Source organism: Neobacillus terrisolis (assembly GCF_051233475.1).
Classification (GTDB): domain Bacteria; phylum Bacillota; class Bacilli; order Bacillales; family Cytobacillaceae; genus Bacillus_BU.
In genome coordinates this window covers 1-16,992 of record NZ_JBKFGH010000040.1, presented here as the reverse complement: position 1 = coordinate 16,992, position 16,992 = coordinate 1, and the positions used below count along the sequence as shown (strand labels likewise).

At 38.6% G+C, this 16,992-nt stretch carries 18 protein-coding genes, 1 rRNA gene and 1 other annotated feature; all 19 genes read right to left on the bottom strand.

What is annotated here, in order from left to right:
• Positions 1-102: 102 nt before the first annotated feature.
• Complete coding sequence (gene secE / locus ACI48O_RS20790) at positions 103-285, bottom strand: preprotein translocase subunit SecE (RefSeq protein WP_435563745.1); 183 nt, start codon at positions 283-285, stop codon at positions 103-105.
• Between the two features lie 42 nt (positions 286-327).
• Entirely contained in the window at positions 328-474 is a 147-nt protein-coding gene (gene rpmG, locus ACI48O_RS20785) for a 50S ribosomal protein L33 (protein WP_435563744.1), read from the bottom strand.
• Between the two features lie 124 nt (positions 475-598).
• A complete protein-coding gene (gene sigH / locus ACI48O_RS20780) occupies positions 599-1,249 on the bottom strand; it encodes an RNA polymerase sporulation sigma factor SigH (RefSeq protein WP_435563743.1) in 651 nt (216 codons plus the stop codon).
• A gap of 73 nt (positions 1,250-1,322) precedes the next feature.
• The gene (locus ACI48O_RS20775) at positions 1,323-1,829 is read right to left on the bottom strand and encodes an NYN domain-containing protein (protein ID WP_435563742.1); all 507 of its coding nucleotides are present in this window, start codon (positions 1,827-1,829) and stop codon (positions 1,323-1,325) included.
• Between the two features lie 2 nt (positions 1,830-1,831).
• Positions 1,832-2,575 (bottom strand): 23S rRNA (guanosine(2251)-2'-O)-methyltransferase RlmB, encoded by a 744-nt coding sequence (gene rlmB, locus ACI48O_RS20770; RefSeq protein WP_435563795.1) that lies wholly within the window; start codon positions 2,573-2,575, stop codon positions 1,832-1,834.
• Positions 2,575-2,997 carry a Mini-ribonuclease 3 gene (locus ACI48O_RS20765; RefSeq protein ID WP_435563741.1) on the bottom strand — a complete coding sequence of 141 codons (423 nt, stop codon included), beginning with the start codon at positions 2,995-2,997 and terminating at the stop codon, positions 2,575-2,577. The genes rlmB and ACI48O_RS20765 overlap by 1 nt, the downstream gene beginning before the upstream one ends.
• A 3-nt stretch (positions 2,998-3,000) precedes the next feature.
• Complete coding sequence (gene cysS, locus ACI48O_RS20760; protein WP_435563740.1) at positions 3,001-4,398, bottom strand: cysteine--tRNA ligase; 1,398 nt, start codon at positions 4,396-4,398, stop codon at positions 3,001-3,003.
• A 3-nt stretch (positions 4,399-4,401) separates the two neighbouring features.
• Positions 4,402-5,049: a serine O-acetyltransferase gene (gene cysE / locus ACI48O_RS20755; RefSeq protein ID WP_435563739.1), complete on the bottom strand. Its 648-nt coding sequence runs from the start codon at positions 5,047-5,049 to the stop codon at positions 4,402-4,404.
• A 116-nt stretch (positions 5,050-5,165) separates the two neighbouring features.
• Positions 5,166-5,427, bottom strand: a binding site (T-box leader).
• 56 nt (positions 5,428-5,483) lie between these two features.
• Positions 5,484-6,944 carry a glutamate--tRNA ligase gene (gene gltX, locus ACI48O_RS20750; RefSeq protein ID WP_435563738.1) on the bottom strand — a complete coding sequence of 487 codons (1,461 nt, stop codon included), beginning with the start codon at positions 6,942-6,944 and terminating at the stop codon, positions 5,484-5,486.
• A gap of 112 nt (positions 6,945-7,056) precedes the next feature.
• The gene (gene ispF, locus ACI48O_RS20745) at positions 7,057-7,536 is read right to left on the bottom strand and encodes a 2-C-methyl-D-erythritol 2,4-cyclodiphosphate synthase (RefSeq protein ID WP_435563737.1); all 480 of its coding nucleotides are present in this window, start codon (positions 7,534-7,536) and stop codon (positions 7,057-7,059) included.
• A gap of 3 nt (positions 7,537-7,539) precedes the next feature.
• On the bottom strand, positions 7,540-8,232 hold the full coding sequence (ispD, locus tag ACI48O_RS20740) for a 2-C-methyl-D-erythritol 4-phosphate cytidylyltransferase (protein WP_435563736.1): 693 nt from the start codon (positions 8,230-8,232) through the stop codon (positions 7,540-7,542).
• 17 nt (positions 8,233-8,249) lie between these two features.
• A complete protein-coding gene (locus tag ACI48O_RS20735) occupies positions 8,250-9,332 on the bottom strand; it encodes a PIN/TRAM domain-containing protein (RefSeq protein ID WP_435563735.1) in 1,083 nt (360 codons plus the stop codon).
• Between the two features lie 276 nt (positions 9,333-9,608).
• The gene (radA, locus tag ACI48O_RS20730) at positions 9,609-10,988 is read right to left on the bottom strand and encodes a DNA repair protein RadA (RefSeq protein WP_435563734.1); all 1,380 of its coding nucleotides are present in this window, start codon (positions 10,986-10,988) and stop codon (positions 9,609-9,611) included.
• Between the two features lie 164 nt (positions 10,989-11,152).
• A complete protein-coding gene (clpC, locus tag ACI48O_RS20725) occupies positions 11,153-13,597 on the bottom strand; it encodes an ATP-dependent protease ATP-binding subunit ClpC (protein ID WP_435563733.1) in 2,445 nt (814 codons plus the stop codon).
• A gap of 11 nt (positions 13,598-13,608) precedes the next feature.
• Complete coding sequence (locus tag ACI48O_RS20720; RefSeq protein ID WP_435563794.1) at positions 13,609-14,700, bottom strand: protein arginine kinase; 1,092 nt, start codon at positions 14,698-14,700, stop codon at positions 13,609-13,611.
• A complete protein-coding gene (locus tag ACI48O_RS20715) occupies positions 14,684-15,232 on the bottom strand; it encodes a UvrB/UvrC motif-containing protein (protein WP_435563732.1) in 549 nt (182 codons plus the stop codon). The genes ACI48O_RS20720 and ACI48O_RS20715 overlap by 17 nt, the downstream gene beginning before the upstream one ends.
• A 22-nt stretch (positions 15,233-15,254) precedes the next feature.
• The gene (locus ACI48O_RS20710) at positions 15,255-15,716 is read right to left on the bottom strand and encodes a CtsR family transcriptional regulator (RefSeq protein WP_435563731.1); all 462 of its coding nucleotides are present in this window, start codon (positions 15,714-15,716) and stop codon (positions 15,255-15,257) included.
• Between the two features lie 187 nt (positions 15,717-15,903).
• Entirely contained in the window at positions 15,904-16,656 is a 753-nt protein-coding gene (locus ACI48O_RS20705) for a glucose 1-dehydrogenase (protein ID WP_435563730.1), read from the bottom strand.
• A 245-nt stretch (positions 16,657-16,901) separates the two neighbouring features.
• Positions 16,902-16,992, bottom strand: a 5S ribosomal RNA gene (gene rrf, locus ACI48O_RS20700); the annotation flags it as partial.

Sequence of the window (16,992 nt, the reverse complement as noted above, 5' to 3'; positions counted from 1 at the left end):
TTCACTAAAACACGACCTATTTTTTCACAATGAAAAAACCCGTTAACCGGGCTTTTAACATGTTTCTGCATTATTTTCCATTATACCATGGAATGCTGAGCGTTATTCAAGAATTAAACGAATCAATTCAGAAATACCGTAATCAAGGGCCGCAAAAAACAGGGCAAAAAATGTAACGGTTGATAAAACCGTTATCGTATAACGAGTTAATTCTTTACGTTTTGGCCAACTTACCTTTTTTGTTTCACGAACTACTTCACGGAAGAACTGAGTTATGCGCTGCATGTAGTAACCTCCAACTGACGATGATCTATTATAAGATTGTTATCATTTAGTTTCCCGATGAATCGTATGGATCCCACAAGTGTTGCAATATTTCTTTAGTTCAAGTCTTGCTTGTGTTTCTTTTTTACTAACCGTTGTGTAATTTCGTGAACCACAGCTTACACAAGCCAAAATCACTTTTTTTTGCATAAAAAACACCTTCTAAGCAATCATTGCCCTTTTATGTCTTTAAAAATGTACCATGGTAAGGTATTGGTGTCAATAAGTGACAAAAATTTCTCATAAATGTTCCCATTATATTTTATACATTCTGTTAAATCGAGAACTCACGGACCTCTAAATACCGTTCCAGCTTCCGTTTAACGCGCTGTAGTGCATTATCAATGGATTTAACATGGCGATTTAGTTCTTCAGATATTTCCTGATAGGATTGACCGTCTAAATATAGAGCAAGAACTTTTCGTTCAAGATCACTTAATAGCTCTTTCATCTTGACTTCAATATTGTCAAATTCCTCTTGATTAATGATTAATTCCTCCGGGTCCATCACTTTCGCTCCCGAAAGAACATCCATTAGCGTTCGATCGGACTCCTCATCATATATAGGCTTGTCCAAAGAAACGTAAGAATTTAACGGAATATGCTTTTGTCTGGTGGCGGTTTTAATCGCAGTAATAATTTGTCTGGTAATGCAAAGCTCTGCGAATGCTTTAAAAGAAGTCAACTTGTCTTCACGGTAATCGCGAATAGCTTTATATAAGCCAATCATACCTTCTTGGACAATATCCTCTTTATCTGCACCGATCAGAAAATAGGATCTTGCTTTTGCTCTTACAAAATTTCGATATTTATGAATTAGGTAGTCCAGTGCATCACTTTCTCCTTTATGCACTAAGTCCACCAATTCCTCATCTTCAAGCTGTAAATATCGTTCGTTGATCCTTGTCCTGAAGTCCGTACTCATGCAAATCCCCCCGACCACACATGCATAGATAGAAATATTATACAGCAGGTTTTTTTTGACAGTCAACCATTCCTCAACGTTCACGGCGCCATTTTTCGAAAATTTCAGCTATTTCGTCACTAAGCGGAATTTTTGTTACAGGTTTTTTTGCTTGAATTTTTTTAACATTTTTCTCGATTTTTTGTTCGATTAACTTCATTTCATTTAACAATTCTCTGGCAGATTTTCTTAAAGCACCTTGCCCAAAAATAACCCATTGCTCTGTGAAATCAGAGGTGGCAACATGGACTTGAGTTTGACGATTGCTTAAGCTAATGGCCATCTTCTCGATTCTCTCATCAGCTGATTCATTTTCTTTCGTAAAAATGACTTCCACCTTATAGTTGTTGTATTTTTTTTCAATTCCTTGAACATAGTGGGCATCAAACACAACAATAACTCGGTAACCAGTATACGCTTGGTATTCAGCCATTTTTTCTACTAAAGAATCCCGAGCTGCGCTTAAATCTTTATTTTTCAAGGAAATTAGTTCGGGCCATGCACCGATAATGTTGTAACCATCTACAATCAAGATGTCCATAGCTAGTCACCTAGAGGGTGTCTTTTACGGTAAACCTCGTACATAAGAAGTGCTGCTGCAACAGATGCATTTAACGATGTCACATGCCCTGCCATCGGTAAATTGATCAGGAAGTCACACTTATCTCGTACAAGCCGACCCATTCCTTTCCCTTCACTACCAATTACTAAACCAAGGGGCATGGTTCCATCAAAGGATCGGTAATCTTCACTCCCCTTTGCATCTGTACCGGCGATCCAAATGCCTCTTTCTTTTAATTCATCAATTGTCCGAGCCATATTTGTTACTCGTACAACAGGAATATATTCAATTGCACCAGTAGAGGCTTTAGCTACCGTAGAAGTTAATCCTACTGCTCTCCGTTTTGGAATGATGATTCCATGGGCGCCAACTGCATCTGCTGTTCTCATAATCGACCCCAAATTATGCGGGTCCTCAATTTCATCAAGCAATAAAAAGAAAGGAGGTTCATTACTTTTTGCTGCAGCCGCAAACAAATCATCTAGTTCTGCATATTGATAAGCTGCTACTGCAGCCACAACTCCTTGATGATTCCCTTCCACCATTTGATCAATCTTTTTCTTTGGGACAAATTGGACCAACACATTTGATTCTTTTGCCAGTTTTGTCACCTGTTGCATTTGACCACCTTGAGAGCCTTCGGCAATAAAAATCTTATTTATATCTCGCTCGGCCTTTAACGCTTCAATGACAGGATTTTTGCCAATAATGTAATCTGAATTCATCATGAATGGCCTCCTTTCTTAATTTCAACTAGATGAATTGCTTTCTGAATTAGTTCCTCGAGCCTGGTTTCTTCTTTAGCTAAGTGCAAATAGCCAATTAAGGCTTCAAACGCTGTTGAATATCGGTATGTTTGAACATCTGTATTTTTAGGGACACTGCCCGATTTAGCATTTCGTCCCCTTTTTAGTACCGCGAATTCTTCTTCACTCAGGCAGCCCTCATCAATAAATTGATGCACGATGGCTGCCTGAGCCTTTGCTGAAACGTAGTTCGTTGCTTCTCGATGCAACTGATTGGGTCTTACCTTCCCTGTTTGAATGAGATGATAACGGATATATGTTTCAAAGACAGCATCTCCCATATAGGCAAGGGCTAAACTATTTAGTTGTTTTTCATCAATTAGACTTTCATAGTGAAGCATTGGTTAGCCTCTTTTCCATCTTGTCCCTTGAGGGGTGTCTTCTAAAATAATATTCATTTCTTTTAATTGATCGCGAATTTGATCAGATAATTGGAAATTCCGATCCTTTCTCGCCTGGATCCGCTGCTCAATTAATGCTTCAATTTCTTCATCAAGCAATTCCTGATTTTCCAGGGAAAGCCCTAATACAGCAAATAATTGTTCGAACTCGTTCATAAAAGCATCGATGACTTCAGTAGCTGTATTTTTTTCCAACAAATAGTAATTTGCTTGTTTTGATAGTTCGAATAGAATGGAGATACCGTTTGCTGTATTAATATCGTCATCCATTTCACGGATGAAATCAGCATGAAGTGCATTAATCTTATTAAGCCATTCTTGATTTTGATCTGTTAAATTCGTGCTTGCCGCCTTGCGATGCTTTAAATTTTGATAGGAAGTTTTCAATCTCTCTAAAGCGGATTTGGTATTTTCCAAAAGCTCATCACTGTAGTTAATTGGGTTGCGATAATGGACAGATAGCATGAAGAACCGTACTACTTCAGGATCATGCATTTTAATAATGTCGTGAACAAGTACAAAATTACCAAGTGATTTTGACATTTTTTCATTATCTATATTGATATAGCCGTTATGCATCCAATAGCGAGCAAATGGTTGACCAGTCAACGCTTCAGATTGGGCAATTTCATTTTCATGGTGAGGGAACGCTAAATCCTGACCACCAGCATGTATATCAATCGTATCACCCAAGTATTTTTTTGCCATCGCAGAGCACTCAATATGCCAGCCAGGACGACCTAATCCCCATGGACTTTCCCAAGCGATCTCTCCTTCTTTTGCTGCTTTCCAAAGAGCAAAGTCCAGAGCATCTTGTTTCTTTTCCCCTATTTCGATTCTAGCTCCCAACTTAAGCTCATCGATGGATTGATGTGATAATTTACCGTAACCATCAAACTTTCTTGTTCGGAAATAAACATCCCCTGATGATTCATATGCAAAGTCTTTTTCAATTAAAGTTGCAATAAATTCAATAATAAGATCCATGCTTTCGGTTACGCGAGGATGAACATCCGCTCTTTTGCAGCCTAGTGCAGACACATCTTCAAAGTAAGCCTCAATAAACCGATTAGCAATCGTTGGTACATCTTCTCCTAATTGTTTTGCAGCTTTGATTAACTTGTCATCTACATCCGTAAAGTTAGAAATATAGCTTACGTCATAGCCTCTAAATTCCAAGTATCTTCGCACCGTATCAAAAACAATTGCCGGGCGTGCATTACCGATATGAATATAGTTATAAACTGTAGGACCGCAAACATACATTTTGACTTTCCCTGGTTCTAGGGGAACGAATTCTTCTTTTTTCCTAGACATCGTGTTATATATTTGAATGGTCATATGTTAATGACTCCTTTCCTTTTGCAACTCGTCAACTATCCTCTTCATTCGCTCAATTTCCTCGCCTAATTCTTTAAAGCGATCCGCAATTGGATCCGGTAAATCTCCGTGTTTAAGATCCTTCTGAATTTTCACGCCATCCCTGATTACTACTCTTGCTTTCATGCCAACAACAGTAGAATTATCGGGAACGTCATTAAGGACAACCGCCCCTGCTCCTATTTTTGCGTTTTCTCCTATTGTAATCGAGCCAAGAACCTTTGCCCCAGTGGCAATTAATGCGTTATCCTTTACGGTCGGATGACGCTTCCCCTTTTCTTTCCCGGTACCACCTAACGTGACCCCTTGATATACAGTTACATTATCCCCAATTTCACATGTTTCGCCAATGACAATTCCCATTCCGTGGTCAATAAAAAATCTTCTGCCGATTGTAGCACCCGGATGAATTTCAATGCCAGTGAAAAATCGGCTAACCTGCGAAATCACTCGGGCAATAAAATAAAGTTTACGCTTATAAAAGCCGTGTGCAAGGCGATGTGCCCAGATAGCGTGCAGTCCAGAGTAAGTTAAAACGACTTCTAAATAACTTCTAGCCGCTGGATCTTGTTCAAAAATGACTTCAATATCCTCTTTTAACGCTTTAAACATTAGATTCTCTCCCTTTGGTTAAAATAAACTGCACCCTTGTTCGAAAAAACGGAAGCTGGCTTTCGCCTTTCTGCGATAACAATTCTGAATAAATAAAAAAGGCGTCTCTGTCAAATGACAGAGACGCCTTAAAGCGCGGTTCCACTCTGTTTAGACCCGATAAATTCCCACAAACTCCACTTAACGTTTGCAAAAATATTTAAGTCTCAACTTAACCTGATAACGGAGGGGTCCGCCCAATTCTACTAGCATAATATTCCTTTCGAATCGGGGCTCAGAGGGGCATTTCAAAAAACAAGCGGTTTAAACCACTTTCAGCCGATGGTGGTTCTCTCTGAAAAACATTGCCTTTTTACTCGTCCTCTTCAACACTTTCAAACATATATTATCTATACTATATTATATTTTTGACACAATGTAACTAACAAAAAAGACTATTTCCCAAGAATATTATTAAATCTTTTCACAATTTTCTCTTTACCAATTAAAGCGATTGCCTTAGGTAAATCTGGACCATGTGTTTGGCCTGTAGCAGCAACACGAATAGGCATAAACAATTTTTTGCCTTTATGGCCCGTTCCCTTTTGCACCGCTTTGATCGACGCATTAATTTCAGGTGCAGTAAATTCTGGCAATTGATCAATCTCATTCAAAAACGCCTGAAGTACCTCTGGGACCTGTTCCTCTGAGATAACCGTCTTCGCTTCCTCATCAAACATCACTTCTTCCTTAAAGAACAATGATGAAAGCTCAACGATTTCTGCTCCATAGCTCATTTGATCTTGATAAAGACCGATAAGATTTCGAACCCACTCGCTCTCCTGCTCACTCATTTCAGGGTTCACAAGCCCTGCTTTAATAAGATGCGGTAAAGCCAACTCCACTGCTACATCAAGATCAACCTTTTTCATGTACTGATTGTTCATCCAAGTTAACTTTTGTTTATCAAACAATGCAGGAGATTTTGATAGTCGCTTCGCATCAAAGATTGAAATTAACTCGTCTTTTGAGAATATCTCTTCTTCTCCTGCCGGTGACCAACCAAGTAAGGCAATAAAGTTAAATAAGGCTTCAGGGATATACCCTAATTGTTCATATTGCTCAATAAATTGAATAATCGTTTCATCACGCTTACTCAATTTCTTACGGCTTTCATTCACAATTAAGGTCATATGACCGAAACTTGGCGGCTCCCATCCTAATGCTTCATAAATCATTAACTGTTTTGGAGTATTAGAAATATGATCATCTCCACGAAGAACATGAGATATCTTCATTAAATGATCATCTACTGCTACTGCAAAATTATAAGTTGGCATTCCATCCTTTTTTACGATAACGTAATCGCCCATTCCCTCTGATTCAAAAGAAACGCTGCCTTTTACCATATCATCGAAGGTATATGTTTTATCTTGTGGGACAAGAAAACGAACGCTTGGCTTTCTGCCTTCTGCTTCTAATTTTAGCCGGTCCTCTTCAGTTAAATGACGGCACTTCCCGGAATAAGCAGGTGTTTCACCTTTTTCAGTCTGCTCTTCTCTTTCTGCCTCAAGTTCTGCTTCCGTACAATAGCATTTGTATGCTAACCCTTTATCAAGGAGCTCCTTAACATACTCGTTGTAAATTTCAATACGCTCTGACTGGCGATATGGCCCATATTCACCACCGACATCAATACTTTCATCCCAGTCCATTCCGAGCCATTTCAAATATTTTAATTGGCTTTGTTCTCCGCCTTCAATATTTCTCTTTTGATCAGTATCTTCAATCCGAATGATGAATTTGCCTCCTAAATTTCGGGCAAATAAGTAATTAAACAAAGCTGTACGGGCATTCCCAATATGTAAGTGTCCTGTTGGACTGGGCGCATAACGTACGCGTATATCATTTACCATGGTTGTTCCTCCTGTATCGTTCCTATTTCTGCTTATTTTAGCATCATGAGTTTGTCTTATAAAGTGAAACTTCTTTTATTTAGAAACACCGTTTGCGGATTCATACCCTAAGTTATCCAATCTTTTGCAATAAAACGACGGCTTGGGCAGCAATACCTTCTTCCCGACCAGTAAAACCAAGTTTTTCAGTGGTTGTTGCTTTAACATTAATTTGATTAGGTTCTGATTGTAAAATTTCTGCGATTCTTTGTTTCATCGCATCGATATGTGGGGCCATTTTCGGCTTTTGGGCGATAATGGTACAATCAGCGTTTACCAATTGATAACCTGATTGCTTTACGATTCCATAAACATGCTCTAATAGTTTTGCTGAATCAGCATCTTTGAAGGCAGGATCCGTATCAGGAAAATGTTTACCAATATCACCAGCTCCAATCGCCCCAAGACAAGCGTCCGCTATCGTATGTAATAACACATCTGCGTCAGAATGCCCTAGGAGTCCTTTTTCATATGGAATCGTAATTCCTCCAATAATCAAAGGCCGACCTTCAGCAAATTGATGAACATCAAAACCTTGTCCAATTCGAAACATAAATTATTTCTCCTTTATCTCGCGTTTTCGTATGATCGCTTCAGCAAAATATAAATCTTCTGGTGTAGTTAATTTAATATTGTCATAACTACTTTCCACAATATAAATATTATAAGGAATTCTTTCAACTAAACTAGCTTCATCCGTTCCTAGAAAGCCATCCTTTTGCGCAAGATGATGAGCCTCCAGTAAGATGGAAATACGAAAAGCTTGTGGGGTTTGGACAGCCCACAAGCTGGAACGTTCAATGGTTTCGATAATCTTATTATCCTGTACCTTCTTCATTGTATCTTTAACAGGTACTGCCACTACAGCTGCCCCATCCTGTTCGGCAGCCGCCACAACTTGATGGATTGTCTCTTGTTGGATAAACGGTCTCGCTCCATCATGAACAAGGACGATTCCATCAGTACTTACTGTTTGAAGAGCATTGTAAACACTATCTTGCCGTTCCTTTCCACCTATCGTTAAGGAGAGAACTTTCTTTATTTTATATTTTTTAATTAATTTCTTAAACTCCTGCTCATCGTTCGGTTGAATGGCTAATACAATGCCTTCACATTCCTCATCATCTTCAAAAACCAATAAGGTATGAATCAGAACAGGGATCCCATTTAAAGGTAGGAGCAATTTATTTTTCCCCGCTCCCATTCTTTTTCCGAGGCCTGCTGCCGGGATAACAACCTGATAACCCATAATGTATCTCCTCTAATTTATAATGCTTTTTCTAGTAATTTTGGTTTTGCAAAAATCATCCGCCCTGCTGATGTTTGTAATACACTTGTTACAAGAACGTCGATTCGCTTCCCAATATAATCTCTGCCGTCCTCAACAACGATCATTGTGCCATCATCAAGATAAGCAACACCTTGATTATGCTCTTTGCCATCTTTTATGACTTGGACATTCATTTCTTCTCCCGGTAACACAACAGGTTTTACAGCATTAGCCAAATCATTAATATTAAGGACCGATACATTTTGAAGCTCACAAACTTTATTTAAATTAAAATCATTCGTAACGACAACACCATTGGTTAACTTGGCCAGTTTCACCAATTTGCTGTCGACTTCTTGAATTTCTTCAAAATCTCCTTCATAAATCTCGACTTTAATAGCCAATTCCTTCTGAATTCGATTTAGGATATCAAGACCTCGACGACCACGGTTTCGTTTCAACACATCAGATGAATCTGCAATATGTTGTAATTCCTCTAGAACAAATTGGGGAATTACGATTGTCCCCTCTAGAAATCCGGTTTGACAAATATCTGCAATTCTTCCATCAATAATCACACTTGTATCCAGTATTTTAAGGGCCTTGTGGACCGTCTTTTCAGAATCCTCTTCCCCAGACTTCTTCTTACGATTGGAGAATAAATTGGATAGTTCATCCCGCTTTTTGAACCCGACCTGAAAACCTAAGTATCCAAACAATAGGGTTAATAATATCGGTGCAACTGTATTAATAATCGGAACTTGAATAGCATTTAAGGCAAACCCAATTAAAAATGCAACAATTAACCCAAAAACTAATCCTACACTTCCAAAAATAATATCCGTTATCGGAGCCTTGACAAGAGATTCCTCTACCCATTTCATAAATTCAGTAAAATAATCTACTGCCCAAAAAGTAATAAGATAAAAAATAAGTGCACCTGAAATAGCGGATACATATGGATTATTGATTAGAGGAATGTTGTCAAAATTTACTAATTTCAATAAATCAGGGATTAAAAATATTCCTAATGTCCCCCCGATAATTAGAAAACAAGCTTGAATAATGCGTTTTAACATTCCTTCACCTCCTATCTATTCATTATAAACAAAATGGAAAAATTGAAACCTAGTTTCCTTAGTTTTTTATATCAATGTAAAGATAATGAAACAAACTGATATAAATACGTAAAGACAAGTTAAAAGGTTTCGTTATTTTGGAAATTAAATCAGGAATCTCTTTTAAGGTTATCATGGTAAAAAAAGGGCGTCAAACATCTGTAAGAAATTACCACAAAAACCTATGCTCTTCTTATATGATATCAGGAAGTAGTCTAGATTCAAAAATGATTTACCCTATCTGCCGAACGTGGCATAAAGAGCTTGTTGAACAGTGGAAACACCAATTAATTCAATTCCTTTTGGCCCTTTCCACCCTCCCAAATTATTTTCAGGTAAAATAACTCGTTCAAATCCCAATTTTGCTGCTTCTTGTACCCGTTGATCAATTCTCGATACTCTTCTTACTTCTCCCGTTAAGCCAACTTCCCCAATAATACAATCGGTTGCCCTTGTCGGTTGGTCACGAAAACTCGATGCAATACTAACTGCGATCGCTAAATCTATCGCTGGTTCATCCAGTTTAACACCGCCAGCAACCTTTAAGTAAGCATCTTGGTTTTGTAAAAGCATCCCAACTCTTTTTTCCAAAACAGCCATTAGCAATGAGACGCGATTGTGATCGATCCCTGTCGCCATTCTTCTTGGATTGCCAAAGCTTGTTGGAGAAATGAGCGCCTGAATTTCAACCAGAACGGGACGCGTTCCCTCCATCGAAGCCACAACGGTTGAACCCGCTGCTCCTTGCGAACGTTCTTCTAAAAAGATTTCTGATGGATTTTCTACCTCTTCTAAACCCATTTCCTTCATTTCAAAAATACCCATTTCATTCGTTGAACCAAAGCGGTTCTTTACTGCACGTAATATGCGGTAAGTATGGTGTCGTTCACCTTCAAAATAAAGGACCGTATCAACCATATGTTCAAGTAGCCTTGGTCCGGCAATGGAACCCTCTTTTGTTACATGCCCGACGATAAAAACAGCGATTCCTTTTGTTTTTCCGATTCTCATTAATTCAGCGGTACATTCCCGAACTTGTGATACACTTCCTGGTGCCGACGTTACATCGGGATGAAAAACCGTTTGAATTGAGTCTATGATAACAAAGCTTGGCGTTATGTTATCAATTGTTCGGTTTATTTCATCTAAGTTGGTTTCCGAGTAAACGAGTAAATTCTCTGAAGAGATTCCTAGTCGCTCTGCACGCAGCTTTGTTTGCCGCAATGATTCTTCTCCGGAAATATACAATACGGAATGACCCTGGCTTGCCAGCTGAGAGGAAACCTGTAACAGTAAGGTGGATTTCCCTATCCCAGGATCGCCACCAATTAGAACTAAAGATCCTTGAACAATACCTCCACCCAAAACTCTATTTAATTCATTTAAATTCGTATGTATCCTAACTTCATTTCCCGTTTCAATTGAAGTAATCGGAGTGGGCTTTGAATTTCCAGCTAAACCCTGGGAGTGAGCAAAAGCACCTCTTTTTCCTGCACCTACTACTTCAGTTTCCTCAACCATTTTATTCCATGCGCCACATCCTGGACATTTTCCCATCCATTTCGGGGATTCATACCCACATTCTTGGCACATAAACTTCGTTTTTCTTTTTGCCATGGTATCGTCCTCTCTTGAAAATCATACTAATCTTATTATAACGGAAATGGCAAAATGGCACCTAAATGAAATCCCACGGAAGAATAAAGGTAACAGGAACACACTTTCGATGTTGAAAAAAAGAGGGTCACGATTTTTCCCGTGTACCCTCTTTGTTGTTAACATTAAGGTTTTGGTATTCCGGTATGTTGGGCAGTTCTAACAATAAGCTCCCCGTTTTCAACATCAATAACAATCTGTTGACCGGTAAGAACCGTGCCTTTTAACAATTCTTCAGACAATCTATCCTCAATATGCTTTTGAATTGCTCTACGCAACGGACGAGCACCGTATTCAGGATCATAGCCTTCATCCGAAATTCTATCTTTTGCAGCTTCAGTTAATTCTAATTCGATATGCTGCTCTTTTAGTCGTTTCACTAATTGTTCAGACATCAACGTTACAATTTGTTTTAATTGTGCTCTCTCAAGGGCATGGAATACGATAATTTCATCGATTCTGTTCAGGAATTCCGGACGGAATGCTTTTTTCAATTCCTCCATAACTTTCCCTTTCATATCCTTGTAGTCTTGAGCACCATCTTGGATGTTAAAGCCTACGTATTTATTACGTTTTAACGCTTGTGCACCCACGTTCGATGTCATAATCAAGATTGTATTACGGAAATCTACGGTTCTTCCCTTAGAATCTGTTAGACGGCCATCTTCAAGTACTTGTAATAAAATATTAAATACATCAGGATGAGCCTTTTCAATTTCATCTAATAAGATAACAGAATATGGTTTTCTACGAACCTTTTCTGTCAATTGTCCACCTTCCTCATAGCCTACATACCCAGGAGGTGATCCTACTAATCTTGATGTTGAGTGCTTTTCCATGTATTCTGACATATCAATGCGAATCATTGCATCCTCATCACCAAACATCGCCTCAGCTAGTGCGCGCGCAAGCTCTGTTTTACCAACACCTGTTGGACCAAGGAAGATGAAAGAGCCAATTGGACGTTTTGGATCCTTTAATCCCGCTCTGGCACGTCTGACAGCTTTCGAAACAGCAATTACTGCTTCCTCTTGCCCAATTACACGAGAATGAAGAATTTCTTCGAGACGTAATAATTTTTCTGTCTCAGTTTGCGCAAGTTTTGATACCGGAATACCAGTCCAGTTTGCAACTACTGTGGCAATATCCTCAACCGTTACTTCGCTATTTTCTTGACCTTGCTTTTCTTTCCATGTTTTCTTTGTTTCCTCTAATTGTTCACGAAGGCGTTGCTCCGAGTCTCGTAACGATGCTGCTTTTTCAAACTCCTGGCTTTGAACAGCTGCATCCTTCTCCTTACGAACCTCTTCTAACTTAACCTCTAATTCTTTTAAATTAGGTGGGGTTGTATAAGAACGAAGACGTACCTTTGAACCAGCCTCATCGATTAAGTCTATTGCTTTATCCGGTAAGAACCGATCGGAAATATATCGGTCTGATAGGGTAACCGCAGCCTCAATCGCCTCATCTGAAATCGAAACACGATGGTGTGCCTCATATCGATCTCTTAATCCTTTTAAAATTTGAATTGACTCTTCAGCAGTAGGTTCATCAACTCGAATTGGCTGGAAGCGACGTTCGAGCGCAGCATCTTTTTCGATATATTTTCGATATTCATCTAAAGTAGTTGCTCCAATACACTGCAATTCTCCTCGAGCCAAGGATGGTTTTAAGATATTTGATGCATCAATCGCACCTTCTGCTCCACCGGCACCGATAAGTGTATGCAGCTCATCAATAAAGAGAATAATATTTCCAGCTTGGCGAATCTCGTCCATAACCTTTTTAAGGCGATCTTCAAATTCACCTCTGTACTTAGTTCCGGCAACAACAGTTCCCATATCAAGTGTCATTACTCGTTTATCACGAAGAATCTCTGGCACCTCATTGTGAACAATTTGTTGAGCCAGTCCTTCAGCAATGGCGGTTTTACCAACGCCAGGTTCTCCGATTAATACTGGATTATTCTTAGTTCGTCTACTTAGAACTTCGATAACCCGTTGAATTTCCTTGCTACGACCAATGACAGGATCAAGGCTGCCTTCACGGGCAATCGCAGTTAAGTCGCGAGCAAGACTATCTAAGGTAGGTGTATTTGCATTTGCTGCAGCACCACCTTGTCCTCCTCCTGCTTCATTGCTGCCCAATAATTGCAGTACTTGTTGACGAGCTTTATTGAGACTTACACCAAGGTTATTTAATACACGGGCGGCAACGCCTTCCCCCTCGCGAATTAAACCAAGTAAAATATGCTCTGTTCCAACATAGGAATGTCCCAATTTACGGGCTTCATCCATAGACAACTCTATTACTTTTTTAGCCCGCGGAGTATAGTGAATCGTTTGGGATGCCTCTTGACCACGACCGATAAGGTTTTCTACTTCCTTTTGAATCTTTTCTGCCCCAAGCCCGAGTGCATACAGCGCTTTAGCAGCAATCCCTTCTCCTTCTCTCACAAGTCCCAATAATATATGTTCAGTTCCAATATTATTATGACTTAATCGTATAGCTTCCTCTTGCGCTAGGGCCAACACCTTCTGTGCTCTTTCTGTAAAGCGTCCAAACATCATGTCTCTTCCTCCTAACTCTTCATTGTATCTAATTTTAATCTTTCTCTTATTAAAGCAGCCCGCCGAATATCTCTTTCATTAGGTCTTAAGGGGCCTCCGGCATACTGCTGTAAGAAACCTGGTTGAGTTAAAATCATTAATTCATTTAATATTGTATTAGGGATATTTTTTATAAAACCCATATCGATTCCTAGCCTAACATCGGACAAGCAGCGTGCGGCTTCCTTTGATTCTAAAATCCTGCTATTCTCCAAAACACCAAGCGAACGAAATACCCTATCTTCTAATTCTATGTTTAAAGTTTTTACTAATGCGTCCCGGGCATTTCTTTCCTGGGAAATCAATTGTTTTACTACGCTTTTTAAATCCTCGACAATTTCTTCCTCAGATTTTCCAAGAGTAATTTGATTAGAAATTTGAAAGATATTACCTAATGCTTCGCTACCTTCACCATAAATTCCTCTTACGACTAATCCTAATTGATTGATTGCCGGAATAATTCTATTTATCTGTTGCGTTAAGATGAGACCTGGTAAATGCATCATAACCGAAGCCCTTAAGCCAGTTCCGACATTAGTAGGACAACTGGTTAAATAGCCATATTGCTCATCAAAAGCGTAGGTAACATTTGCTTCAATCCAATCATCTACAACATTTGCTATTGAAAGTGCCTCTGTAAGCTGCAGTCCTGGAAATAGACATTGGATTCTAATATGATCTTCTTCATTAATCATGATGCTAATCTCTTCATTTTCCGATAGTAAACATGCTCCATGGGAAGCATCATTAGCTAATTGAGGACTGATTAAATGCTTTTCAACTAAAACTTGTTTCTGTAGAGGCTGTAATTGATCCATTTTTAATAATTCATATTGGCCAAGCTCTGTTAATGGACTTTGTACAGTTATTTCTTCAATAGTAGAGATGACTGAATTCGCTTCATCATTGGAAAAAAGAATAGGAAAAGTAAACTCATTAAAATTTCGTGCTAGCCGGATTCGTGAACTCATAACTATATCAGAATCTGGACCTTCAGCACTCATCCATGAGCTGACAGCTTGATTCATAAATCTTTCTAATCCCAAGCTACTCCCCTCCCTCATGACTTTCAATCATTTTGCTTTCTAATGAGCGTATTTCATCTCTAACTTGGGCGGCTTTCTCAAATTCCTCATCTGCTATTAACTGTTTTATCTTTTCCTTTAAGTCTGCAACTGTTTTACGAATTTGAATGCCTCCACCAATTCTTTTTGGGATTTTCCCGCGGTGATCTGTATTACCACTATGAACCTTTTTTAATAGAGGGATAAGCTGTTCTTGAAATGCTTCGTAGCAATTTGCACACCCAAATCTCCCTATTTTGACGAATTGTGGAAAGGTCATTGAACATTGCTTACACTGAACAATTTCTTGAGGTTTAAATGCATCTTGGGGAGATGGAGTAAACTTCGGCTCTATGTTTAATAGGCCTGCAATTAAATTATTTATTGAAAAGCCAGGTGCTCCATTCAGTAAAAACATCTCACCCTTTTCATGAGCACATTTTTCACATAAGTGAAATTCGGTTTTTTCGCCGTTTATGATTTTAGTAAAGTGGAGCGTCGCTGGTCTTTGATTACATTCTGGGCAAATCATTTTTTCACCTCTCCAGCTCACTTTATTTATATTTTAAAGTTGTTAACATTGCCTTTACCATTCTTGCTCGTAATTCATCCCGATAAGGAAGATCAATATACAACACGGAACGATCAATTACGCTTAACATAATTTTTGCTTCACGATTAGTAATAATATCCTCTTCTACTAATCGATAGATTAAATCTTCTGCACTGCTTTGAGAAATATTAGACTTTATCAGAGATATCAAATGATCAATTAAATGGACATGATCATTCGTTTGAACCTTAATGATTCGAATATATCCGCCGCCACCCCGTTTACTTTCAACAAGATAACCTCTTTCTACTGTAAAACGAGTATTGATTACATAATTAATTTGGGAAGGAACACATTGAAATTTGTCGGCAATTTCGTTTCTTTTAATCTCAACAATTTCTTCTTCACTCAACTCCAATACCGTCTTTAAATAATCTTCAATTATGTCGGAGATATTCCTCATCAAACCTCCCCCAATCTTCTGACTTTGACTATATTTGACTTTGATTATACATGATTCACCTATGTTTGTGCAATTAATTGAACCACTAATCTATTCTTACCATTTTACCTTTTCTCAAACAAAGGCTAAGAGGAATGTCTTAGTTTTTTATTACCGTTCACGAAACAATAAGCTGAGCCCTTACATATTATTCAACATAAATCATTTTTCTCGTCATCCCGCCATCAACTACCAGATTTGTTCCTGTTACAAAATTATTTTCCTCACTTGATAAAAAGAGACAAGCCCGTGCAATATCATCCGGCCTTCCAACTCGTTTTGATAAATGCTGCTGATGATCTACATCTCGTAATAATGAATAATCTCCTTTTTCAATCCACCCCGGAGAAATCGAATTTACGGTGATCTTATCATTACTAAATGATGCGGCTAATGCATGGGTAATAGCGACAATTCCACCCTTAGAGGCAGCATAAGCTTCCGAGTTAGGTTCCGACATAAATGCACGTGTGGAAGCGATATTGATAATAGCACCACCAAGTTTGTTCTTTCGAATATACTTTGCCGCCTCCCTCGAAGCAATGAAAACACTTCTTAAGTTCGTATTGATGATATCATCCCATTCATTTATTGTTAGTTCGTAAGTATTTTTAAACGCTCCTCCTTTACCGGCATTATTAATTAAAATATGTATTTCCCCATAAGTGCTTTTCGCTTTTTCTATTAAATGAATGAGATCTTCTTCTTTTCTTACATCTGTTTGTATAAAAAGACTATCGCCACCAAGTTTTTTAATTTGATGTTCTAGTTCTCTCCCTCTTATTTCATCCATATCTGCTAGAACTACTTTTGCACCTTCAACAGCATAAAGGGAAGCAATTCCTCGACCAATACCATTGGCAGCACCTGTTACAATCACCACTTTATTAGTGAAACTCATCAGGATTACCCCTTTCATTATTAATTTTTAAATTGGAGTTTGATTTTCGTTGGTGGAGGTAGGAAACTCTTTTCTGTTACATCTAGAATATACTACTTAAAAAATGTTGATTCGAGGATTTTGTTATATTTTTGGAATGCTTTCCTAAAAGATAGTTAGTGAAATGAACAGAAGGAGTTGATAGAAGTGTTACGTTTAAGATGGAGAAAAACAAAAAAACAGCCTTATCAGCTGTTTTTTTGTTTGCCCGGCAACGTCCTACTCTCACAGGGGGAGAGCCCCCAACTACCATCGGCGCTGAGAAGCTTAACTTCCGTGTTCGGTATGGGAACGGGT